Origin of the sequence: Azospira oryzae, from assembly GCF_004217225.1 — a bacterium.
Taxonomy (GTDB): domain Bacteria; phylum Pseudomonadota; class Gammaproteobacteria; order Burkholderiales; family Rhodocyclaceae; genus Azospira; species Azospira oryzae.
This window is the reverse complement of sequence record NZ_SHKM01000001.1, coordinates 1,132,852-1,154,771: the sequence shown is the minus strand read 5'-3', so window position 1 is coordinate 1,154,771 and position 21,920 is coordinate 1,132,852. Positions and strand designations below refer to the sequence as shown.

Genomic DNA, 21,920 nt, shown 5'->3' with positions numbered 1-21,920 from the left:
GCGACATGCTTGAAATCGAAATCGACGGCAAGAAGGCCGAGGTACCCGACGGCAGCACGGTGATGGATGCCGCGCAGCAGGTGGGTGTCTACATTCCGCACTTCTGCTACCACAAGAAGCTTTCCATCGCCGCCAACTGCCGCATGTGTCTGGTGCAAGTGGAGAAGGCGCCCAAGCCGCTGCCGGCCTGTGCCACTCCCGTGACCAACGGCATGAAGGTGTTCACCCACTCCGAGCTGGCCGTCAAGGCCCAGAAGGGAGTGATGGAATTCCTCCTCATCAACCACCCCCTGGACTGCCCCATCTGCGACCAGGGCGGCGAATGCCAGCTGCAGGATCTTTCCGTGGGCTACGGCGGCGTCAAGAGCCGCTACCAGGAAGAGAAGCGGGTGGTGTTCCACAAGGACATCGGCCCCCTCATCTCCATGGAGGAGATGAGCCGTTGCATCCACTGTACCCGTTGCGTGCGCTTCGGCCAGGAGATTGCCGGCATCATGGAACTGGGCATGGCGAACCGGAATTTCCATTCCGAGATCACCACCTTCATGGCCCGCACCGTGGATTCCGAGCTGTCCGGCAATGCCATCGACCTGTGCCCGGTGGGTGCCCTGACCTCCAAGCCTTTCCGCTACAGCGCCCGCACTTGGGAACTGCAGCGTCGCAAGTCCGTCAGCCCCCACGATTCCCTCGGCGCCAACCTGGTGGTCCAGGTCAAGGGCAACAAGGTCATGCGCGTTCTGCCCCGTGAAAACGAGGAAGTGAACGAGTGCTGGATTTCCGACAAGGACCGTTTCTCCTACGAAGCCCTGAACAGCGAAGAGCGCCTGACCAAGCCCATGGTCAAGCAGGGCGGCGAATGGAAGGAAGTGGAGTGGAACGTGGCCCTGGACTACGTGGCCCACGGTCTGAAGGACGTCTCCCGTGAATTCGGCGGCGATGCCCTGGGCTTCCTGCTGTCTCCCCACGCCACCCTGGAAGAACTGGCTCTGGCCAAGAAACTGGCGGCCGGCCTGGGTTGCGACAACGTGGACTTCCGCCTGCGTCAGCGCGATTTCTCCGCCGACGGCAAGCGTGCCGGCACTCCCTGGCTGGGCCTGAAGCTGGCCGAGATCAAGGATCTGGACGGTGCCCTGGTGGTCGGTTCCTTCCTGCGCAAGGATGCCGCCCTCTTTGCCCAGCGCCTGCGCCAGGCCGCCAAGAAGTTCACCAAGGTGAGCTTTATCGATGTGGCCGGCGATGACCAGCTGATCAACACCCATGCCCGCCTGACCCTGGCCCCGGCCGACCTGATCCGCGGTCTCGGTGCCGTGGTCAAGGCCGCCGCCCAGATCAAGAGCGTGGCAGTGCCCGCCGGTCTGGACAGCCTCAGTCCCTGTGAAACCGCCCAGAAGATCGCCCAGTCCCTGGTGGATGGCGAGAAGAAGGCCGTGTTCCTCGGCAGCGTGGCCCAGCAGTCCGGCGACGCCGCCCAGCTGCAGGTGCTGGCCAACGAACTGGGCAAGATCACCGGCGCCACCGTCGGCTTCATCGGCGAGGCTGCCAACAGCGTCGGCGGTTATGTGGCCGGCGCTCTGCCGGGCAAGCTCAATGCCCGCACCATGCTGGAACAGCCCCGTCAGGGCTATCTGCTGCTGAATGCCGAGCCCGAGTTCGACTTTGCCAATGCCCAGCAGACCCTGGCCGCCCTCAAGCAGGCCAAGCTGGTGGTGCTCATGTCCGCCTTCAAGCACGCGCCGGCCCTGGAGTACGCCGATGTGATGCTGCCCGTTGCCCCCTTCACCGAAACTGCCGGTACCTTCGTCAATGCCGAAGGCCGTGTGCAGAGCTTCAACGGTGTGGTGCGGCCCCTGGGCGAAGCCCGTCCGGCCTGGAAGATCTTCCGCGTCCTGGGTAATGTGCTCAACCTTTCCGGCTTCGATTACGAAAGCGCCGAAGCAGTGCGCGACGAGTTGCTGGGGCAGGGCACCGAATTCGCCGCCGGTCTCGACAACGGCATCAGCGGTGTGAATGTGGCACTGGCCCCGGCCCCTGCCGGTCTGCAGCGGGTGGGCGATGTGCCCATCCACTTCGCCGACACCCTGGTGCGCCGCGCGCCTTCCCTGTTGCGCACCCGTGACGGGCAGGCCCCCGTGGCCCGCATCAACGGCGCCACGGCAGCCCAGTTGGGTCTGGAAGAGGGCGCCCAGGTTCGTGTGCGCCAGGGCGACGGTACTGCCACCCTGACCCTGAAGCTGGACGAAGGGACTCCTGCCGGTTGCGTGCGGGTTCCCGCCGCCCATGCCGCCACTGCGGCCTTGGGTGACCTGTTCGGCACCATCACCGTGGAGCGTGCATGATGGATATGCTGCAGCAATTCATTCAGGGCGTTTTCGGCCCTGCCTGGCCGGTGGTCTGGAACCTGCTCAAGATCGTCGCCGTGGTTGCCCCCCTGCTGCTGGGTGTGGCCTACCTGACCTACTTCGAGCGCAAGGTCATTGCCTACATGCACGTGCGGATCGGTCCCAACCGGGTCGGTCCCTTGGGCCTGATCCAGCCGATCGCCGACGGCCTCAAGCTGTTGCTGAAAGAAATCATCGTTCCGTCCGGTGCCGACAAGTGGGTCTATCTGATTGCTCCCGGCCTGGCCATCGCTCCGGCGCTGGCAGCCTGGGCGGTGGTGCCCTTTGCCGACGGCCTGGGTGTGGCCAATATCGATGCCAGCCTGCTCTACATCATGGCCATCGCCTCCATGGGCGTGTACGGCATCATCCTGGCCGGGTGGGCTTCCAACTCCAAGTACGCCTTCCTCGGCGCCATGCGTTCCGCGGCCCAGATGGTGTCCTACGAAATCTCCATGGGCTTTGCCCTGGTGACCGTGTTGATGGTGTCCAACAGCCTGAACCTCACCGAAATCGTGCGGGCCCAGGATCACGGCATCTTCGCCGGCATGGGCCTGACCTTCCTTTCCTGGAACTGGCTGCCCCTGCTGCCCATGTTCATTGTCTACCTGGTCTCCGGTGTGGCTGAAACCAACCGGGCCCCGTTCGACGTGGTGGAAGGTGAATCCGAAATCGTGGCCGGCCACATGGTGGAATACTCCGGCATGGCGTTCGCCCTGTTCTTCCTGGCCGAATACGCCAACATGATCCTGATTGCAGCCCTGACCTCCCTTTTGTTCCTGGGCGGCTGGCTGTCTCCGGTGGGATTCCTGCCCGACGGCTTCTTCTGGCTGGCCGCGAAGATGTCCTTCGTGCTGTTCCTGTTCCTCTGGTTCCGTGCCACCTTCCCGCGCTACCGTTTCGACCAGATCATGCGTCTGGGCTGGAAGGTGTTCATTCCGGTTAGCCTGGTGTGGTTCACCGTGGTCGGCGTCTGGATGATGTCGCCGCTGAACATCTGGAAGTGAGGATTACACCATGGGTGCCATGAAAGATATTGTTAAGAGCCTGTTCCTCAAGGAACTGTTCCAGGGTATGAGCGTTACCGGGCGCTATTTCTTCGCCCGCAAGATCACCGTTCAGTATCCGGAAGAAAAAACTCCGCAAAGTGCGCGCTTCCGTGGCCTGCATGCCCTGCGTCGCTACCCCAACGGGGAAGAGCGCTGCATCGCCTGCAAGCTGTGTGAAGCGGTCTGTCCGGCGATGGCCATCACCATTGAAGCGGCTCAGCGGGATGACGGTTCCCGTCGCACCACGCGCTACGACATCGACCTGACCAAGTGCATCTTCTGCGGTTTCTGCGAAGAAGCCTGCCCGGTCGATGCCATCGTCGAAACCCGCATTTTCGAGTATCACGGCGAAAAGCGCGGCGATCTCTACTACACCAAGCAGATGCTCCTGGCCAACGGCGACCGCTACGAAGCGCAGATCGCCGCTGACCGTGAAGCCGATGCCAAATTCCGCTGACGGGACCTGAAATGGAATTCAAGACTGTCGTTTTCTACTTCCTGTCGGCGATTCTGGTTTACGCCGCCCTGCGGGTGATCACTGCCCGTAACCCGGTCCATGCCGCCCTGCATCTGGTGCTGTCCTTCTTCAGCGCCGGTGGCGTATGGGCGCTGCTGCAGGCCGAGTTCCTCGCCATCTCCATCGTTCTGGTCTATGTCGGCGCGGTGATGGTGCTGTTCCTCTTCGTCGTCATGATGCTGGACATCAACATCGACCGCATTCGCGAGGGCTTCTGGAACTACCTGCCCCTGGGGGCCGTGGTCGGCCTGCTGATGGTCGTGGAAATGGGCGCCATCCTGGGTAGCCAGTACCTCGGCGCTGCCGAAGCCCAGGTGCCCCAGACTGCCGCCGGTGTCTCCAACGTCAAGGAACTGGGGCGTCTGCTCTTCACCGAGTACGTCTATCCCTTCGAACTGGCGTCGGTGATTCTGCTGGTGGCCCTGATCGCCGCCATCGTCCTGACCCATCGGGGCGCCAAGAAGACCAAGTACACCGATCCTGCTAAGCAGGTGTTCGTGAAGGCAGCCGACCGCATTCGCGTTTTGCAGATGCCGGCCGAAAAACAGGACTAAACAACGTGGCTGCGGCCTGGCCGCAGTCTGCTGAAGAAGGATAAGGGAGGCCCCTTGCTTACTCTGTCGCATTTCCTCGTGCTTGGCGCGATTCTCTTCGCCATCAGCGTGCTCGGTATCTTCCTTAACCGGAAGAACCTGATCGTGCTGCTCATGGCGATCGAACTGATGCTGCTGGCGGTGAACATGAATTTCATCGCGTTCTCCCATTACATGCAGGATCTGGCCGGGCAACTCGCCGTTTTCTTCATCCTCGTCGTCGCCGCGGCCGAATCTGCAATCGGCCTCGCCATCCTGGTGGTGCTGTTCCGCAATTTGCGCACCATCCATGTGGATGATCTGGACAGCCTGAAGGGTTAAGCATCTATGGATATGAAGAGCCTCTATCTGCTGGTTCCCCTGGCCCCCCTGGCGGGTGCCATCGTCGCCGGCCTGTTCTGCCGCGTCATTCCCCGCTGGCTGGCCCACACGGCCACCATCCTGGGGGTGGCCGTGGCGTTCATCACCTCCATCGTCATCTTCCAGGACGTGCTGGCGGGTAACAGTTTCAACGGCACCGTCTATCAGTGGCTGGCCAGCGGCGAATACAAGTTCGAAGTGGGTTTCCTGATCGACAAGCTGACGGTGACCATGATGCTGGTGGTGACCTCCGTCTCCCTGATGGTGCACCTCTACACCATCGGCTACATGCAGGAAGACCCCGGCTACAACCGCTTCTTCAGCTACATCTCGTTGTTCACCTTCTCCATGCTGATGCTGGTGATGAGCAACAACTTCATGCAGCTCTTCTTCGGCTGGGAAGCCGTGGGCCTGGTTTCCTACCTGCTGATCGGCTTCTGGTACACCCGCCCCACCGCCATTTTCGCCAACATGAAGGCCTTCCTGGTGAACCGGGTCGGCGACTTCGGTTTCATCCTCGGCATCGGCCTGGTGCTGGCCCATTTCGGCAGCCTGGACTACGCCACCGTGTTCGCCAAGGCACCTGAACTGGCTAACAAGACCATCAACATCTGGGGTTCCGCCGACTGGTCCCTCATGACCGTTGCCTGCATCTGCCTGTTCATCGGCGCCATGGGCAAATCCGCCCAGGTGCCGCTGCACGTGTGGCTGCCCGATTCCATGGAAGGCCCGACCCCCATCTCCGCCCTGATCCACGCGGCGACCATGGTGACTGCCGGTATCTTCATGGTGGCCCGCATGTCCCCGCTGTTTGAACTGTCCGACACGGCCCTGTCCTTCGTCCTGGTGATCGGTGCCACCACCGCCCTGTTCATGGGCTTCCTCGGCATCATCCAGAACGACATCAAGCGCGTGGTGGCCTATTCCACCCTGTCCCAGCTGGGTTACATGACCGTGGCCCTGGGCGCTTCCGCCTACTCCGTGGCCATCTTCCACCTGATGACCCACGCCTTCTTCAAGGCCCTGCTGTTCCTCGGTGCCGGTTCCGTCATCATCGGCATGCACCACGACCAGGACATGCGCAACATGGGCGGCCTGCGCAAGTACATGCCCATCACCTGGATCACGTCCCTGATCGGTTCCCTGGCCCTCATCGGCACGCCCTTCTTCGCCGGTTTCTACTCCAAGGACTCCATCATCGAAGCGGTGGCCCTGTCCAACATCGCCGGCGCCAAGTACGCCTACTTTGCGGTCATGGCCGGTGTCTTCATCACCGCCTTCTATTCCTTCCGCATGTATTTCCTGGTCTTCCACGGCGAGGAACGCTTCGGCAAGGCTCACCACGATCATCATGGCGACCATGAGGACGAAGAACCGGCCGACGACCACCACCACGGCCTGGCTCCCGGTCAGAAGCCCCACGAGTCTCCCTGGGTGGTGACCGTGCCCCTGATCGCCCTGGCCATTCCGTCCGTGATCATCGGTTACATCGCCATCGAGCCCATGCTCTTCGGCGACTACTTCAAGGGCGTCATCCACGTCAATGAAGAGGCCCACCCGGTGATGGAAGCCCTGCATCACCACTTCCACGGTGCCGTCGCCATGGCGCTGCACGCCGTGACCACCCCGGTGTTCTGGCTGGCCTTCTCCGGCGTTGCCCTGTCCTGGTTCTTCTACATGAAGCGCCCCGACATCCCGGCTGCCATCAAGGCCCGTTTCTCCGGTATCTACACCCTGCTGGACAACAAGTACTACTTCGACAAGTTCAACGAAGTGGTCTTTGCCGGCGGTGCCCGCCTCCTGGGCCGCGGCCTGTGGAAGGGCGGTGACGTGGCGCTGATCGACGGTCTGCTGGTGAATGGTTCCGCCCGTCTGGTGGGAGCGATCGCTTCCGTGGTCCGCTTCTTCCAGTCCGGCTACATCTACCACTATGCCTTCACCATGATCATCGGCGTGTTCGTGCTGCTGACCCTCTGGTTTAACCGCGCCTAAGCTAGAAGACTGGGATCAATATGTCTGGTTACTTGCTCTCTCTCGCCATCTGGACCCCGATTGTGGCCGGTCTGGTGGTGTTGTTCACCGGCTCCGACCGCAACGCGCCCCTGGCCCGCGGCCTGGCCCTGCTCGGAGCCGTCCTGGGTCTGCTGGTGACCCTGCCGCTCTATACCGGTTTCGACAAGGCCACCAGTGCCATGCAGTTCGTCGAACAGGCCTCCTGGATCGCTCCCTTCAACATCAACTACCACCTGGGGGTGGACGGCATTTCCATGCCCTTCGTCATCCTCAACGCCTTCATCACCATTCTGGTGGTGCTGGCCGGCTGGAAGGTGATCGAGCAGCGGGTGGCCCAGTACAACGCCGCGTTCCTGATCATGTCCGGTCTGCTCAACGGCATCTTCTGTGCCCTGGACGGCGTGCTGTTCTACGTCTTCTTCGAGGCCAGCCTGATTCCCCTGTACCTGATCATCGGCATGTGGGGCGGCCCCAACCGGGTTTACGCCGCCATCAAGTTCTTCCTCTACACCCTGATGGGCTCCCTGCTTTTCCTGATCGCCCTGATCTATCTCTTCTTCCAGTCCGGCGGTTCCTTCTCCATCCAGGACTGGCATCAGCTGCCCCTGGATCTGACCACCCAGATCTGGCTGTTCCTGGCTTTCCTGGTGGCCTTCGCAGTCAAAGTGCCGATGTGGCCGGTGCACACCTGGCTGCCCGATGCCCACGTGGAAGCGCCCACCGGCGGTTCCGTGGTGCTGGCCGCCATCGCCCTGAAGCTCGGTGCCTACGGTTTCCTGCGCTTCTCCCTGCCCATCGCTCCCGATGCATCCCATGAGCTGTCCGGCCTGATGATCGGCCTGTCCCTCATTGCCGTCATCTACATCGGTTTCGTTGCCCTGGTGCAGGCCGACATGAAGAAGCTGGTGGCCTACTCCTCCATCGCCCACATGGGCTTCGTCACCCTGGGCTTCTTCATGCTCAACCCCCTGGGCGTCGAGGGTGCGCTGGTGCAGATGATTTCCCACGGCTTCGTTTCCGGCGCCATGTTCCTTTGCATCGGCGTGCTGTATGACCGCATGCACAGCCGCCAGATCGCCGATTACGGCGGCGTGGTGAACACCATGCCCAAGTTTGCCGCCTTCTTCATGCTCTTCTCCATGGCCAATGCCGGCCTGCCTGCCACCTCCGGCTTCGTCGGCGAGTTCATGGTGATCCTGGGGGCCGTCGAGTACAACTTCTGGGTTGCTTTCGCTGCCGCCACCACCATGATCGTCGGTGCTGCCTACACCCTCTGGATGTACAAGCGGGTGGTTTTCGGCGCCGTCGCCAACAGCCACGTGGCCGAACTGGAAGACATCAATGCACGGGAATTCTTCTTCCTCGCCATCCTGGCCCTGTGCGTCCTGGGCATGGGCCTGTATCCCCTGCCTTTCACCGAAGTGATGCATGCGTCGGTCAATGACCTGCTGCAGCACGTGGCCCAGAGCAAACTCCAATAATGGAAGCCGCCATGCTGACGAATTTCGTTATTCCCGACCTGCTGCCGGCAGCGCCGGAACTCTTCATCCTGGCCATGGCCTGCGTGATCCTCATTGTGGACCTGTTCGTCAAGAGCAAGGCCCGCACCCTGACCTTCGCGCTGACCCAGCTGACCCTGGTCGGTTGCGCCGCCATCACCTACATGACCAGCACGGGGGAGATCACCTATACCTTCTCCAACATGTTCGTCGATGACCTGATGGCGGACCTGTTGAAGCTGTTCCTCGATCTCACGGTCATCGTGGTGCTCTTCTATGCCCGCGGCTACATCGCCGAGCGGGTCTCCATGGCCAAGGGCGAGTTCTACGTCCTGGTGCTGCTGGCGACCCTGGGCATGATGGTGATGATTTCCGCCAACCATCTGCTGACCCTGTACCTGGGCCTGGAAATGATGTCCCTGTCGGTCTACGCCATGGTCGCCCTGAACCGGGATTCGACCCAGGCCACCGAAGCCGCCATGAAGTACTTCGTGCTCGGCGCCCTGGCCTCCGGCCTGCTGCTGTACGGCATTTCCATGGTCTACGGTGCCACCGGCACCCTGGAAATCACCCAGGTGGCCCAGGCCCTGGCCCAGGGCGCGGTCAACAAGACCATCCTGGTCTTCGGCCTGGTGTTCCTGGTGGCCGGCATCGCCTTCAAGCTGGGCGTGGTTCCCTTCCACATGTGGATTCCGGACGTCTATCACGGCGCTCCCACCCCGGTGACCCTGTTCATTGCCTCCGCTCCCAAGCTGGCCGCCTTCGCCATGGTCATCCGCCTGCTGGTCAACGGCCTGTTCTTCCTGGCGCCCGACTGGCAGCAGATGCTGATGATCCTGGCCGTGCTGTCCATGGCCATCGGTAACCTGGCTGCCATCGCCCAGACCAACATCAAGCGCATGCTGGCCTATTCCGCCATCTCCCACATGGGCTTCATGCTGCTCGGCATGGTTTCCGGTGTGGTCGGCGGCGATGCCCGTTTCGCCCTGAATGCCTACAGCTCCTCCATGTTCTACATGGTGGCCTACGTCATCACCAGCGTGGCCGGCTTCGGCATGATCCTGCTGCTGGCCCGGGCCGGTTTCGAGGCCGACTCCCTGGACGATTTCAAGGGCCTGAACAAGCGCAGCCCCTGGTTCGCCAGCATGATGATGGTGGTGATGCTGTCCATGGCCGGCATCCCGTTCTTCGTCGGCTTCTTCGCCAAGTTCGCCGTGCTGCAGGCGGTCGTCGCTGCCGGCTACATGTGGCTGGCCATCGCCGCCGTGCTGTTCTCCCTGATCGGCGCCTTCTACTACCTGCGGGTGGTGAAGCTGATGTACTTCGATGCACCCCTGGACGAAACCCCCATCGCCGCCGGCTTCGACACCAAGCTGCTGCTGTCCGCCAACGGCCTGGCCGTGGCCCTGCTGGGTCTGTTCCCCCAGACCCTGATGTACCTCTGCGCCGTGGCCCTGGTGCGCTCCCTCTGAGGCGCCTTCCAGCCCCGCTCAGCAACGCCCCGGCAGCCCCGGGGCGTTTTCTTTTTCCTTGTTGCAACCCTTGCCGGAGCCATGCGTGGAACGTCAAACCAAGCCCGATGCCCATCTCGTCGAAGAAACCCTGAGTACCGAGCAGGTCTGGCGGGGCCGCCTGCTCGATGTTCGCCGTGACCAGGTGCGTCTGCCGGACGCCCATGAGGGGGTGCGGGAGTACATTGTCCATCCCGGTGCCGTGGTGATCATTGCCGTGCTCGATAATGGCAAGCTGCTTTTCGAACGCCAGTACCGCCACCCGGTGGGGCAGGTGTTCCTCGAACTGCCTGCCGGCAAGATCGATCCGGGGGAGGAAATACTGAAGACCGCCATCCGCGAACTGCGTGAGGAAACCGGCCATGCCGCGGGTCAATGGCGCTATCTGGGGGTCATGCATCCCTGCATCGGCTACTCCAACGAGCGCATCGAAATATTCCTGGCCCGGGAACTGATCCGGGAGTCTGCTCCCCAGTTGGATCACGGCGAGCACCTGGAGGTGATCGAAATGTCCCTGGAGGAGGCTGCCGCCGCCATCCGCGACGGGCGCCTGACCGATGCCAAGACCATCACCGCCCTCTATTGGGCGGAAAAGGTGCTGCAGGAAGGCTGGTGATCCAGCTCACCAAAGCAAAAGGCCCGCAATTGCGGGCCTTTTGCTTGAGATCATCCGTTGCTCAGACGGTGTCGTCGCAGACCACCCGGTCGCGGCCGCTCTGCTTGGCGCGGTACATGCGCTGGTCAGCCTTTTCCACCAGGGTTTTCCAGTCCAGGGTCTGGTCTTCCAGGCGCTCGGCGATGCCGATGCTGGCGGTCACCGGCGAGCCGTCCGGACGCAGGCCGAAGCCGGCCTGGCGCATCCGCCGCATGGCCTGCTGGGCCTGTTCCAGGTCCGTGTTGGGCATGATCAGGATGAATTCCTCGCCGCCCCAGCGGGCCAGCATGTCGCCCCGGCGCAGATTGTTCGAAATGGAGTCGGTGGCGCCCACCAGGACGCTGTCGCCGGCCTCGTGGCCATAGCGGTCATTGACGGCCTTGAAGTTGTCCAGGTCGAGGAAGGCGATGGCCAGGGGAGCGTTGCTGCGGGTGGAGATGATGAACTGGAGTTCCAGCACTTCCTCGCCGCTGCGGCGGGAGAAAATGCCGGTGAGGGGATCACGCACGGCCTGGCGCACCAGGGCGATCATGAAGGCGAGCTGGGATAGTCCGGCCAGGGTGGAGACACCGGTGATCAGGGTCAGCAGCCAGAAGGCGCCGGCAAAGGACGGCCAGTCCAGGGTGGCCCAGCTGATGATGCCGGAGACGGCCTGGGCCAGCAGCATGGGCAGGGCGAAGAGGATGTTCTCCAGCAGGGTCAGGGGGAAGATGGAGAGTCCCGCCAGCAGGACGAAGGGCAGGAAGGCGTAGCCGGCACCGATGGCGGCCTGCATGCCGGTCAGCTGGTAATTGACCAGCAACTGGTGGGTGGCGACGTAGAAGACGGTGGGGATGGCAAACAATATGGCCATGGCCCGGTAGGCGTCCGTGAGGCTGCCGGAGGGGCGGTAGTAGAGCACCAGCAGGGCAAAGGCGACGCTGGCCAGGATGCGCATGGAGGCCAGGGCGAACCACAATGGGAAGGGGAAGACCAGGTAGTCGATGATGCTCCACAGGGGCGTCAGGACGGCGAAGAGGAAGGCGAACAGGCGCACCCGGTTCACGATCATGGTCGCACGCCGCCGGGAGAGCAGAGTGAGGTGGAAATGGGGTGACACCAGCCAGGCCAGCTCGGCCTGGTTCAGCTCGCCGGGCATGAGGCCGGTGAGGCGGTGCCAGACGATATGTGCAAGTCGACTGGTCATGAAAAAGGGTCTTTTGTCTCGATGTAGCCTGTCGTGTTGTTGGTTGTACGGTGCCCCAAAAACAAGGGCAGCCCGCAGGCTGCCCGAGAGGATAGCATCAAATTGTTGCGCTGCGCTTAGCCGCAGGAGCCCACGGCGCCGCAGGCGGTGCAGAATTCGCAGCCATCCTTTTTGATGACCGTGGTATTGCCGCATTCGCTGCACAGCTTGCCCTGGGTGGGGCGAACGCTGTTGGAGGCTTCTTCCGGCGCTTCCAGGATGCCCATCTGCTGCAGGGGCACGCCCTGCTCGTCGAGGATGCCGAGCATGGCGTAGCGGTGGATGATGAGCTGGGCCAGGTAAGCCACCGTGGACGGGTAGTTGGTCTGGCGGCGGGTGCCGGGCACGAAGGCCATGAAGTCGCCCAGGGGTTCCGGGTAGTCCAGCAGCTTGCGCAGCTTCATGCCGATCCAGGCCGGGTCCACCACCCGCATGTCGAGGGAGAGCAGCTTGCACAGGCCGTCCAGGGCGCGCGGATAGTTGCCGGAGAGCCACATGGAGTAGGGGCGGGTGACGCCGTCGGGCAGGGTGATTTCCTTCAGGCCCAGGACGAAGTCTTCGCCGGTGGTCGGGTTGAAGACATCCACCGTCCAGGACAGGGTGCCGTCGGTGCCGGTCTTCGGTTCCTTGGCGCTGAACATGGCGTCCACCACCGGAGTCGGGCCTTCGTGCTTCATGGCACCCAGCTGCTCCACACGCCAGTGGATCACCTGGGCCATGGCGGAAACGATGGAGGGCATGCGCTTGTGCTCGCCGTGGGGCGGGAAGGGCAGGTCGAAAGCGTCGCCCGGGGTCTTGGCCAGGGCATCCAGCTTCATTTCCAGCAGGCCCCGGTCATTGGCCCGCATGTCCATGGACAGGGTCTTGGCCACGGCACCCAGGCCGCGGGGCACGTCGGGACCGTTCACCCAGATCTCGAAGGGCCAGGAGCGGCGCGGGGCGCCTTCCTCTTCCTGCTCCACATGGCCGACGAAGAGGGCGAACTTGCCCTGGGGGTAATCGAGCATGTAGGTCCAGGCCATGTTGCCTTCCGGCAGGGTGGGGCGGCCTGGCCAGCGCAGGGAGGCCAGCACGGGGGCCGGCAGGTTCTTGATGGAGAGGCGGCGGTTGGCGTCGGAGACGAAATCCTGGGGGTGATTCTTTTCCTCTTCAGCCTGGGCCTGGGCCTTGGTCGGCTCGACGGAGAGCACGGAGCCCAGGATGCTGTTGGGCCGGTAGGTGGCCAGGCCCTTGAGGCCGGACTTCCAGGCTTCCACGTAGAGGTCCTGGAAATCCTCGTAGGGGTAGTCGCCGGGCACGTTCACCGTCTTGGAGATGGCGGTATCGATGTAGGGGGCGACGGCCGCCACCATGTCCTTGTGGGCGGCGGCGGAAATTTCCAGGGCGGTGACGAAGTAGTCGGGCAGCTTTTCCACATTGCCGCCCTGGTGCTTGTAAAGGCGCCAGGCGTAGTCTTCCACCGCGTATTCCTTCAGGGTGCCGTCGGGCATGCGCTTCTTCCGGTTGTAGGTCCAGGAGAAGGGCGGCTCGATGCCGTTGGAGGCATTGTCGGCGAAGGCCAGGGAAATGGTGCCGGTGGGGGCGATGGACAGCAGGTGGGAATTGCGCAGGCCGTGCTTGCGGATTTCGGCCTTGACCTCGTTGGGCAGGCGGGAGGCAAAGTTGCCGCCGGAGAGATACAGCTCGGCGTTGAAGAGGGGGAAGGCGCCCCGTTCCTTGGCCATTTCCACGGAGGTCAGGTAGGCGGTGTCGCGCATGAATTCGGAAATGCGGGAGGCCATGGCCCGGGCTTCGGCCCGGTCGTAGCGCAGGCGCAGCATGGCCAGGGCGTCGCCCAGGCCGGTGAAGCCGAGGCCGATGCGGCGCTTGTTGGCGGCTTCTTCCTTCTGCCGTTCCAGGGGCCAGTGGGTGGCGTCCAGCACGTTGTCCAGCATGCGGGTGGACACCTTGATCACTTCACCGAAAGCGTCGAAGTCGAACTCGGCCTGTTCGGAGAAGGCGTTCTTGACGAACAGGGTCAGGTTGATGGAACCCAGGCAGCAGCAGCCGTAGGGCGGCAGGGGCTGTTCGGCGCAGGGGTTGGTGGCCTCGATCTGCTCGCAGTAATTGAGGTTGTTGTCCTTGTTGATGCGGTCCAGGAAGAGGATGCCGGGTTCGGCGTGGTCGTAGGTGGACTTCATCACCTGGTCCCACAGGTCCCGGGCCCGTACCTTGCGATAGACCCACATGCCGTCCTCGCGCTGGAAGGCGCCCTGGGACTTCATGTCGGCGTTGGGTTCGGCCTTGTGCACCAGTTCCACCTCGCCGTCGGCTTCCACTGCCTGCATGAAGGCATCGGTGACGCCCAGGGAGATGTTGAAGTTGGTCAGGTCGCCCTTGTCCTTGGCGTGGATGAAGTCCTCGATGTCCGGATGGTCGCAGCGCAGCACGCCCATCTGGGCGCCGCGGCGGGCGCCGGCGGATTCCACGGTCTCGCAGGAGCGGTCGAAGACGCGCATGTAGGAGACGGGGCCGGAGGCACGGGACTGGGTGCCCTTGACCTGGGCGCCCACGGGGCGGATGGAGGAGAAGTCGTAGCCGACGCCGCCACCGCGGCGCATGGTCTCGGCGGCCTGGGCCAGGGCGGTGTAGATGCCGGGGCGGCCGTCCACCACTTCGACGATGGAGTCGCCGACGGGCTGCACGAAGCAGTTGATCAGGGTGGCGGCGAGATCGGTGCCGGCGGCGGAGTTGATGCGGCCAGCGGGGACGAAACCGTTTTCCTGGGCCCAGAGAAATTTTTCTTCCCACTTGGCCCGGTCCTTCTCGTGTTCGACGGCGGCCAGGGCGCGGGCAACGCGGCGGCGCACGTCATGCACGTTCATTTCCTTGCCCTTGGCGTACTTTTCCACCAGCACTTCGGTGGAGATTTCCTGCTCGGGCAGCGGGGCAAATTCGGGTGCTTCGGGAATGGCGGACAGGGAGAGCTGTTCGGCGACCTGATTCATGGGTTTCCTCTCCAAAAATGTGGGTATGCGGTTGGTAATATGCCCCGGTAGTCCGGAGTCGAATGGGAGGTAAAGCTACTACATGTAGTGGTGCTAGGCAAATGCTTGACTAGATGTAGTTGTTGCGCTGTTCCCGGGGTGGTTCGCGGAAAGGCTGGAAAAATCAGGATTGGCACATTTTTTGACAATAAAACTGTGGTTCCGTTTGCAGCCGGTGGAACAAAAAATACCTAGGGGGCGGGCGGGGGAGGAGGGGGTGGTCCGGGGTAGTCCGGTCGCAAAATCCGGTGGGGAGATTGGCCGATGGCCGGGGCCGTCCAAGGGCGGCGGTGGCGGTCCGGGAGTCCGGACCGCCGAGGGGTGTTGCGGCTATTACAGGTTGAGCAGGGTGGCGGTGTGGCGGGCGATCATCCATTCCTCGTTGGTGGGGATGACCAGCACGTCCACGGTGCTGCGGGGTTCGCTGATGCGGTTGGCGTGCAGAGCGTTGGCCGATTCGTCGATGCTGATGCCCAGCCAGGAGGCCTGCAGACAGACGCGACGGCGCACTTCGGCTGCGTGCTCGCCGATGCCGCCGGTGAACACCAGGGCGTCGATGCCGCCGATGGCGGCCGCCAGGGAACCCAGCTCCCGCACCACGCGGTAGCAGAAGAGATCCACCGCCTCCTTGGCTTCCGGCTTGTCGCTGGCCAGCAGGGTGCGCATGTCCGGGGAAATGCCGGAAACGCCGAGCAGGCCCGACTCCTTGTACAGCAGCTTGGTCAGGGCCTTCACGTCCATGCCCTTGTTTTCCATCAGGTACAGCATCACGCCCGGGTCCAGGGCGCCGGTACGGGTGCCCATCATCAGGCCCTCGACCGCGGTGAAGCCCATGGTGGACACCTGGCTCTTGCGATCCACCATGCCGCACATGGAGGCGCCGTTGCCCAGGTGGGCCACCACCACCCGGCCATTGGCCCGGGGCGAGTAGTCCGGCAGCACCCGGGCGATGTACTCGTAGGAGAGGCCGTGGAAGCCGTAGCGTTTGACCCCTTCGCCGGTGATCCAGCGGGGCAGGGCAAAGGCCTGGGCCACGGGGGCCTGGGTACGGTGGAAGGCGGTGTCGAAACAGGCCACCTGGGGCACTTCCGGCATCATGGTGCGCAGGGCATCGACGCCGTCCAGGTTGTGGGGCTGGTGCAGGGGCGCCAGGGGAATGAGCCGGGTCAGGTGCTCGATGATGTTGTCGTCGAGCTTCATGGGGCGCGAATAGCGCTCGCCGCCATGGACCACCCGGTGGCCCACGGCCACGATCTTCCAGCCCTTTTCATGGTCGTGCAGCCAGGAGATGAGGAACTCCAGGGCCTCGTGGTGCTGGCTTTCCGCATCGCCCTGGAGCGGGATGTCCACGTCGTCCAGCTTCTTGCCCTTGTCGTCCTTGGCCTTGATGTGGGCCTTGACGCCGATGCCGTCGATCTGGCCGGAGAGCACGGGTTCCGCAGCGATGCCGCCGCCGTTCTCCAGCTCGTAGAGGGAGAACTTGATGGAGGAGGAGCCGGCGTTGAGGGTGAGGACGGCGCGGGTCATTGGTTCTGCTTCCGGTAGGCGTGGGCCATCAGGGCGGCGATGGCGCAGGAGGCGGTGCGGGTCTCGGCGGTATCGGCGCGGGAGGTCAGCACGATGGGGCACTTGGCACCCAGCACGACGCCGGCGGAAAGGGCGTTGGCCAGGTATTCCAGCTGCTTGGCCACCATGTTGCCGGACTCCAGGTCAGGCACTACCAGGATGTCGGCCTGGCCGGCGACGGCGGACTTGATGCCCTTGGTCTTGGCAGCCACCAGGGAAACGGCGTTGTCGAAGGCCAGGGGGCCGTCCAGCAGGCCGCCCTTGATCTGGCCCCGGTCGGCCATCTTGCACAGGGCGGCGGCGTCCAGGGTGGACTGGATCTTGGGATTGACCGTCTCCACGGCGGACAGGATGGCCACCTTGGGTTCCGGGTTGCCCAGGATGTGGAAGAGGTCGATGGCATTCTGGATGATGTCCACCTTGTCTTCCAGGGTCGGCGCGATATTGATGGCCGCATCGGTGATCATGATGGGCTTGGGATAGGTGGGCACGTCCATGTAGAAGACGTGGGAGATGCGGCGGGAGGTGCGCAGGCCGTTGGCCCGGGATACCACCTCGCCCATCAGCTCGTCGGTGTGCAGGCTGCCCTTCATCAGGGCCTCGCAGTCGCCGTTGCGCACCAGGGTCACGGCCATGGCGGCGGATTCGTGGCTATGGCGGGTATTGACGATGCGGATGCCGGTCAGGTCCAGGCCGTTCTCTTCGGCGACGGAGCGGATCTTGGCCTCCGGCCCCACCAGGAAGGGTTCGATGAGGCCGGCCCGGGCGGCGAAGATGGGACCCTTCAGGGATTCAGCATCGCAGGGATGGGCCACGGCCACGGGAATGGGTTCCAGGCCGGCGGCGGTGGCCAGCAGGGCCTGGTAGCGGGCTTCCTTGTCGCTGATGGTGAATTCGGGCAGATGCACCCGCTCGCGGCGGATCTTCTCCGTCGGCGCCAGCACCTCGGCGGTGCCGCTCACCACCTGCAGGCCTTCCTGGTTGGTGCATTGGCAGTCGAAGAGGATGTGCTTGTTATGGTCGAACTTCTGCTTGGCGGTGATGGTGATGGTCACCGTGTCGCCGATGGTCACCGGCCGGGAGAAGTGCAGGGACTGGTCGATGTAGATGGTGCCCGGCCCCGGGAACTGGGTGCCGAGCACGGTGGAAATGAGGGCGCCGCTCCACATGCCATGGGCCACCACCTCCCGGAAAATGCCGCTCTGGGCGAATTCCGGGTCCACCACGGAGGGATTCACATCCCCCGACATGATGGCGAACAGCTTGATGTCTTCCGGACGCAGGGTCCGGATCAGGGTGGAAGAGTCTCCCACCTGGATTTCGTCGAAAGTCTTGTTTTCGATGTACTGCTCGGTGTGCTCAGCGTGCATGGCGCCTCCCGTTTTTGATTGTGTGGAGCTCTTAGCCGACGATGTTGTAGCCACCGTCGATGTAGATGGTACCGCCGGTCAGGGTCTTCGCCACATCGCTGCACAGGTAGGCGGCCAGGGCGCCGACGTCGTCGATGGAGACCAGACGGTGCAGGGGGGCCCGTTCCACGGCGTCCTTCATCAGGTCGTCGAAGTGGGCGATGCCGGAGGCGGCGCGGGTGGCCAGGGGGCCCGGGGAGATGGCGTGCACCCGGATGCCCTTGGGGCCCAGCTCGGTGGCCAGGTAGCGGGTGGAAGCCTGCAGGGCGGCCTTCACCGGGCCCATCATGCCGTAGTTGTCCACCACTTCATCGGCGCCCAGGTAGCTCATGGTCAGCAGGGAGCCGCCGTCCTTCATCAGGGGCTCGGCCAGCTTGGCCATGCGGATGAAGGAGTGGCAGGAAATGTCGATGGCCCGCAGGAAGCCCTGGCGGGAGCAGTCCACCACCCGGCCGTGCAGGTCTTCCTTGGGGGCGAAGGCGATGGAGTGCAGGAGGAAGTCCAGCTTGCCCCACTTCTGTTCGATGGCGGCGAAAACAGCTGCCAGCTGATCGTCCTGTTCCACGTCCAGGGGCAGCACCAGGGGGGCGGCCAGCAGTTCGGCCAGGGGGCGCACGTGGGGTTCGGCCTTTTCATTCAGGTAGGTGACCGCCAGTTCGGCGCCGCAGATGTTGAAAGCCTTGGCGCAGCCGTAGGCAATGCTCTTGTTGTTGGCGATACCGACGACCAGGCCTTTTTTGCCGTTGAGGTTGAACATTTGCAGAACTCCAGGTTAGTTGAATGAAGGTGAACCATCCGGCGTCCAGTCTGGACCGGGGCCGTTATTGCAATCCTGTTTTCGTTATCATGCCGCATTTTGTGTTGCGGTGCAGCATATCGATTTTGACCTAGATCAAGGCCTAGTGGCAGTAGGACCTTAGCGGACGAGGGATAAGCCGGTATTTCGTTCCGATGACGTCCCCGTTACAGCGGCTTGCGCTGTGTCAACGTTTTTGCATTGACCATACCTATAATCCTCCGGCATGACCTTACAAGGGGGAGGGATTTTGGAACCGATTGCCAATTCTCTGGATGCAGTCCTCGAGGCGGTTTTGAGCAAACGCCGCCGGGACCCCACCCAACTGCTGCAAATTCTCCGGGAAGTGCAGGAACAGGTGGGCTACATCCCCCCTCCCGCCCTCACCGCCATCGCCGCCGCCCTGAAGCTGCCCCGGGCCCGGGTCGAGGGCGTGGCCGGCTTCTACTCCTTTCTCCATCTGCAGCCGGTGGGCAAATACCGGGTGCTCTTTTCCGACAACGCCACCGACCGCCTCCTGGGCAACCTGGACCTGCTCGGCACCATGTGCCAGAAGCTGTGGGTCGAACAGGGCAAGGTGTCGGAAGACGGCCTGGTCTCGGTGGATGTCACCTCCTGTACCGGCATGTGCGACCAGGGCCCGGCCCTGCTGGTCAATGGCCGCCCCATCACCCGCCTCACCCACCAGCGCGTCAATGAAATCTGCGAGCTGATCCGTTCCCGCCGGCCCCTGTCCCTGTGGCCCCAGGAATACTTCCGGGTGGAGGACAACATCCGCCGCAAGGACGATTTGCTCAATACCGTGCTGGAGCCGGGGGCTGCCCTGGCGGCGGCCATGGCCCTGGGGCCCGAGGCCTGGCTGGGCGAGGTGCAGAAGTCCAGCCTGCGCGGCCGTGGCGGCGCCGGCTTCACCACCGGGGTCAAGTGGGAGGCCTGCCGCAACGCACCCGGCGAGGAGCGGGTCATCGTCTGCAACGCGGACGAAGGCGAGCCCGGCACCTTCAAGGACCGGGTGCTGCTGACCTCCTATCCGGACCATGTCTTCGAGGGCATGACCCTGGCGGCCTATGCCACCGGTGCCCGCCAGGGCTTCCTCTACCTGCGGGGCGAATACCGCTACCTGCTGGAGCCCCTGGAGGCAGCCCTGCAGCGCCGTCGCGAGGCCGGGCTGCTGGGGCAGGGCATCCGGGGCCAGGCCGGTTTCGATTTCGACATCGAGATCCATCTGGGGGCCGGCGCCTATGTCTGCGGCGAGGAAACAGCCCTGATCGAGTCCCTCGAGGGCAAGCGGGGCACGCCCCGCATCCGTCCGCCCTTCCCGGTGATCAAGGGCTATCTGGGGCGGCCCACGGTGGTCAATAACGTGGAAACCCTGGCCAAGACGGTGCTGATCGCCCTGGAAGGAGCCGAGCGCTTCGCCGCCGTCGGCACCGCCCAGTCCACCGGCACCAAGCTCCTCTCCATATCCGGCGACTGCGCCTTTCCCGGCATCTACGAGTATCCCTTCGGCGTTTCCATCGAGCAGATCCTGGAGGATTGCGGCGCCACCGACGTGCAGGCGGTCCAGGTGGGCGGCGCTTCGGGCACCTGCCTGGCGTCCTACGAGTTCCACCGGGGCATTGCCTACGAGGACGTGCCGACGGCCGGTTCCTTCATGATCTTCGATACCAGCCGGGACCTCTTCGAGGTGGCGCGCAATTTCGTCCACTTCTTCGCCCACGAGAGCTGTGGCTTCTGCACCCCCTGCCGGGTCGGCACTTCCCTGCTGCAGAACTTCATGGACAAGCTGGCCACCGGCCACGGCGCCAAGTACGACCTGGCCGACATCGAGTGGATCAACCGCCTGCTCAAGGCCGCCAGCCACTGCGGTCTGGGCCTGGCCGCCGCCAACCCGGTGGTGGAGACCCTGATCAAGTTCCGCCCCGCCTACGAGCGTCGGCTCCAGTCCCTGGATTTCGCCCCCGCCTTCGACCTGGACCAGTCCCTGGCCGAGGCCCGGCGCATGACCGGGCGCGACGATGCCGACGCCCACCTGAGTTCCGTGGAGGCCCACCGATGAGCGATACCAAGAAATTCCTGCTGGACGGCAAACCGGTGGTCTTCCAGGACGGCCAGACCATCCTGGAGGCCGCCCGCCAGGCCGGCCACTACATTCCCCACCTGTGCTGGCATCCGGATTTCCCGGCCCACGGTTCCTGCAAGCTGTGCATCGTCAAGGTGGGCGGACGCCACGTCTCCTCCTGCGCCATGCCGGCCAAGGAAGGCATGGAGGTGGAGAGCAACACCCCGGAGATGAACGGCGAGCGGCGGGCCCTGCTGCAGATGCTGTTCGTCGAGGGCAACCATTTCTGTCCCTCCTGCGAGAAGAGCGGCAACTGCCAGTTGCAGGCCCTGGCCTACGACCTGGAAATGCTCTCCGCCCATTTCAACCATTTCTATCCCAACCGGCCGGTGGATGCCTCCCATCCGGACGTCCTGCTGGACTTCAACCGCTGCATCTTCTGCGAGCTGTGCGTGCGGGCCAGCCGGGACATCGACGGCAAGAACATCTTCGCCCTCACCGACCGGGGCATCCACAAGCACCTGGTGGTCAATGCGGAAAGCGGCCGCCTGGCCGACACGGATTTTGCCGCCAGCGACCGGGCGGCCAACATCTGTCCCGTGGGCGTCATCCTGCACAAGCGCCAGGGCTTTGCCAGGCCCATCGGCGAGCGGGACTACGACGCCAAGCCGATCAGCGTGGTAGCCATGGAAGAGGTGGAAAAATGATCGTTTCCGGACGCAAGCTGCGGGTCGCCACCACCTCCCTGGCCGGGTGCTTCGGCTGCCACATGTCCTTCCTCGACATCGACGAGCACCTGCTGGAACTGGTGGAACTGGTGGAATTCGACCGTTCGCCCCTGACCGACATCAAGCACTGCGGCCCCTGCGACATCGGCATCATCGAAGGCGGCGTCTGCAATGCGGAGAATGTCCATGTGCTGCGGGAATTCCGCAAGCACTGCAAGATCCTCATCGCCCTCGGCGCCTGCGCCGTCACCGGCGGCCTGCCGGCCCAGCGCAACCACCTGGACGTGGGCCAGTGCCTGCAGGAGGTCTACCACACCTGCATCGGCGTCGAATCCCTGCCCGGCGGCCAGGTACCCAACGACCCGGAACTGCCCCTGCTGCTGGACAAGGTCCATCCCATCCACGAAGTGGTGCGGGTGGATTACTTCATTCCCGGCTGCCCGCCCTCGGGGGAGGCCATCTGGAAGTTCCTGACGGACCTCATCGCCGGCCACACGCCCCGGCTTTCCCATCCCATCCTGCGTTTCGACTGA

General features: G+C 63.6%; 17 protein-coding genes. 12 read left to right on the top strand and 5 right to left on the bottom strand.

Features of this window, described 5'->3' with window-relative positions; translation table 11 throughout:
* The first annotated feature begins 5 nt into the window (after nt 1–5).
* The 9 genes from nuoG to EV678_RS05200 all read left to right on the top strand — a co-directional run bounded on the left by nuoG (nt 6) and on the right by EV678_RS05200 (nt 10,536).
* Nucleotides 6–2,336 (top strand): NADH-quinone oxidoreductase subunit NuoG, encoded by a 2,331-nt coding sequence (gene nuoG / locus EV678_RS05240; protein ID WP_130458755.1) that lies wholly within the window; start codon nt 6–8, stop codon nt 2,334–2,336.
* Nucleotides 2,336–3,385 (top strand): NADH-quinone oxidoreductase subunit NuoH, encoded by a 1,050-nt coding sequence (gene nuoH / locus EV678_RS05235; RefSeq protein ID WP_043799532.1) that lies wholly within the window; start codon nt 2,336–2,338, stop codon nt 3,383–3,385. Before nuoG ends, nuoH begins: the two co-directional genes overlap by 1 nt.
* A 10-nt stretch (nt 3,386–3,395) precedes the next feature.
* The gene (nuoI, locus tag EV678_RS05230; protein WP_014238057.1) at nt 3,396–3,884 is read left to right on the top strand and encodes an NADH-quinone oxidoreductase subunit NuoI; all 489 of its coding nucleotides are present in this window, start codon (nt 3,396–3,398) and stop codon (nt 3,882–3,884) included.
* 11 nt (nt 3,885–3,895) lie between these two features.
* Complete coding sequence (locus EV678_RS05225) at nt 3,896–4,498, top strand: NADH-quinone oxidoreductase subunit J (protein ID WP_014238056.1); 603 nt, start codon at nt 3,896–3,898, stop codon at nt 4,496–4,498.
* Nucleotides 4,499–4,552: 54 nt separating this feature from the next.
* A complete protein-coding gene (nuoK, locus tag EV678_RS05220; protein ID WP_014238055.1) occupies nt 4,553–4,858 on the top strand; it encodes an NADH-quinone oxidoreductase subunit NuoK in 306 nt (101 codons plus the stop codon).
* Between the two features lie 6 nt (nt 4,859–4,864).
* A complete protein-coding gene (gene nuoL / locus EV678_RS05215; protein WP_130458754.1) occupies nt 4,865–6,889 on the top strand; it encodes an NADH-quinone oxidoreductase subunit L in 2,025 nt (674 codons plus the stop codon).
* A 20-nt stretch (nt 6,890–6,909) separates the two neighbouring features.
* Nucleotides 6,910–8,391, top strand: coding sequence for an NADH-quinone oxidoreductase subunit M (locus EV678_RS05210; RefSeq protein ID WP_014238053.1), 1,482 nt, complete (start codon nt 6,910–6,912; stop codon nt 8,389–8,391).
* A gap of 11 nt (nt 8,392–8,402) precedes the next feature.
* Entirely contained in the window at nt 8,403–9,881 is a 1,479-nt protein-coding gene (gene nuoN, locus EV678_RS05205; RefSeq protein ID WP_014238052.1) for an NADH-quinone oxidoreductase subunit NuoN, read from the top strand.
* Nucleotides 9,882–9,966: 85 nt separating this feature from the next.
* Nucleotides 9,967–10,536, top strand: a complete 570-nt coding sequence (locus tag EV678_RS05200) for an NUDIX domain-containing protein (protein WP_130458753.1) — start codon at nt 9,967–9,969, stop codon at nt 10,534–10,536.
* Between the two features lie 61 nt (nt 10,537–10,597).
* Here EV678_RS05200 and EV678_RS05195 read toward each other — a convergent pair whose 3' ends face one another.
* From EV678_RS05195 to fabI, 5 genes are all read right to left on the bottom strand, one after another.
* Nucleotides 10,598–11,761, bottom strand: a complete 1,164-nt coding sequence (locus EV678_RS05195; protein ID WP_014238050.1) for a GGDEF domain-containing protein — start codon at nt 11,759–11,761, stop codon at nt 10,598–10,600.
* A 116-nt stretch (nt 11,762–11,877) separates the two neighbouring features.
* A complete protein-coding gene (locus EV678_RS05190; RefSeq protein ID WP_014238049.1) occupies nt 11,878–14,787 on the bottom strand; it encodes an adenosylcobalamin-dependent ribonucleoside-diphosphate reductase in 2,910 nt (969 codons plus the stop codon).
* A gap of 372 nt (nt 14,788–15,159) precedes the next feature.
* Nucleotides 15,160–16,353, bottom strand: a complete 1,194-nt coding sequence (locus tag EV678_RS05185; protein ID WP_014238048.1) for an acetate/propionate family kinase — start codon at nt 16,351–16,353, stop codon at nt 15,160–15,162.
* The gene (locus tag EV678_RS05180; protein WP_014238047.1) at nt 16,350–17,762 is read right to left on the bottom strand and encodes a bifunctional enoyl-CoA hydratase/phosphate acetyltransferase; all 1,413 of its coding nucleotides are present in this window, start codon (nt 17,760–17,762) and stop codon (nt 16,350–16,352) included. The genes EV678_RS05185 and EV678_RS05180 overlap by 4 nt, the downstream gene beginning before the upstream one ends.
* A gap of 31 nt (nt 17,763–17,793) precedes the next feature.
* Nucleotides 17,794–18,558, bottom strand: coding sequence for an enoyl-ACP reductase FabI (gene fabI / locus EV678_RS05175; protein ID WP_014238046.1), 765 nt, complete (start codon nt 18,556–18,558; stop codon nt 17,794–17,796).
* A 265-nt stretch (nt 18,559–18,823) separates the two neighbouring features.
* Here fabI and EV678_RS05170 point away from each other — a divergent pair, with 265 nt between their 5' ends.
* From EV678_RS05170 to EV678_RS05160, 3 genes are read left to right on the top strand one after another with little or no spacing between them, the layout of a single operon-like run.
* Complete coding sequence (locus tag EV678_RS05170) at nt 18,824–20,656, top strand: NAD(P)H-dependent oxidoreductase subunit E (protein ID WP_232058831.1); 1,833 nt, start codon at nt 18,824–18,826, stop codon at nt 20,654–20,656.
* Nucleotides 20,653–21,366: a 2Fe-2S iron-sulfur cluster-binding protein gene (locus tag EV678_RS05165; RefSeq protein ID WP_014238044.1), complete on the top strand. Its 714-nt coding sequence runs from the start codon at nt 20,653–20,655 to the stop codon at nt 21,364–21,366. The genes EV678_RS05170 and EV678_RS05165 overlap by 4 nt, the downstream gene beginning before the upstream one ends.
* The gene (locus EV678_RS05160) at nt 21,363–21,920 is read left to right on the top strand and encodes an NADH-quinone oxidoreductase subunit B family protein (RefSeq protein ID WP_014238043.1); all 558 of its coding nucleotides are present in this window, start codon (nt 21,363–21,365) and stop codon (nt 21,918–21,920) included. The genes EV678_RS05165 and EV678_RS05160 overlap by 4 nt, the downstream gene beginning before the upstream one ends.

What these genes read in the sequence shown, in the direction of transcription:
- EV678_RS05170 (WP_232058831.1), top strand. Translation starts at nt 18,824, where the DNA reads ATGACCTTACAAGGGGGAGGGATTTTGGAACCGATTGCCAATTCTCTG.
- nuoH (WP_043799532.1), top strand. Translation starts at nt 2,336, where the DNA reads ATGGATATGCTGCAGCAATTCATTCAGGGCGTTTTCGGCCCTGCCTGG.
- EV678_RS05165 (WP_014238044.1), top strand. Translation starts at nt 20,653, where the DNA reads ATGAGCGATACCAAGAAATTCCTGCTGGACGGCAAACCGGTGGTCTTC.
- fabI (WP_014238046.1), bottom strand. Translation starts at nt 18,558, where the DNA reads ATGTTCAACCTCAACGGCAAAAAAGGCCTGGTCGTCGGTATCGCCAAC.
- nuoG (WP_130458755.1), top strand. Translation starts at nt 6, where the DNA reads ATGCTTGAAATCGAAATCGACGGCAAGAAGGCCGAGGTACCCGACGGC.
- EV678_RS05225 (WP_014238056.1), top strand. Translation starts at nt 3,896, where the DNA reads ATGGAATTCAAGACTGTCGTTTTCTACTTCCTGTCGGCGATTCTGGTT.
- EV678_RS05185 (WP_014238048.1), bottom strand. Translation starts at nt 16,353, where the DNA reads ATGACCCGCGCCGTCCTCACCCTCAACGCCGGCTCCTCCTCCATCAAG.
- nuoL (WP_130458754.1), top strand. Translation starts at nt 4,865, where the DNA reads ATGGATATGAAGAGCCTCTATCTGCTGGTTCCCCTGGCCCCCCTGGCG.
- EV678_RS05180 (WP_014238047.1), bottom strand. Translation starts at nt 17,762, where the DNA reads ATGCACGCTGAGCACACCGAGCAGTACATCGAAAACAAGACTTTCGAC.
- nuoN (WP_014238052.1), top strand. Translation starts at nt 8,403, where the DNA reads ATGCTGACGAATTTCGTTATTCCCGACCTGCTGCCGGCAGCGCCGGAA.
- nuoI (WP_014238057.1), top strand. Translation starts at nt 3,396, where the DNA reads ATGGGTGCCATGAAAGATATTGTTAAGAGCCTGTTCCTCAAGGAACTG.
- EV678_RS05190 (WP_014238049.1), bottom strand. Translation starts at nt 14,787, where the DNA reads ATGAATCAGGTCGCCGAACAGCTCTCCCTGTCCGCCATTCCCGAAGCA.
- EV678_RS05195 (WP_014238050.1), bottom strand. Translation starts at nt 11,761, where the DNA reads ATGACCAGTCGACTTGCACATATCGTCTGGCACCGCCTCACCGGCCTC.
- EV678_RS05210 (WP_014238053.1), top strand. Translation starts at nt 6,910, where the DNA reads ATGTCTGGTTACTTGCTCTCTCTCGCCATCTGGACCCCGATTGTGGCC.
- EV678_RS05160 (WP_014238043.1), top strand. Translation starts at nt 21,363, where the DNA reads ATGATCGTTTCCGGACGCAAGCTGCGGGTCGCCACCACCTCCCTGGCC.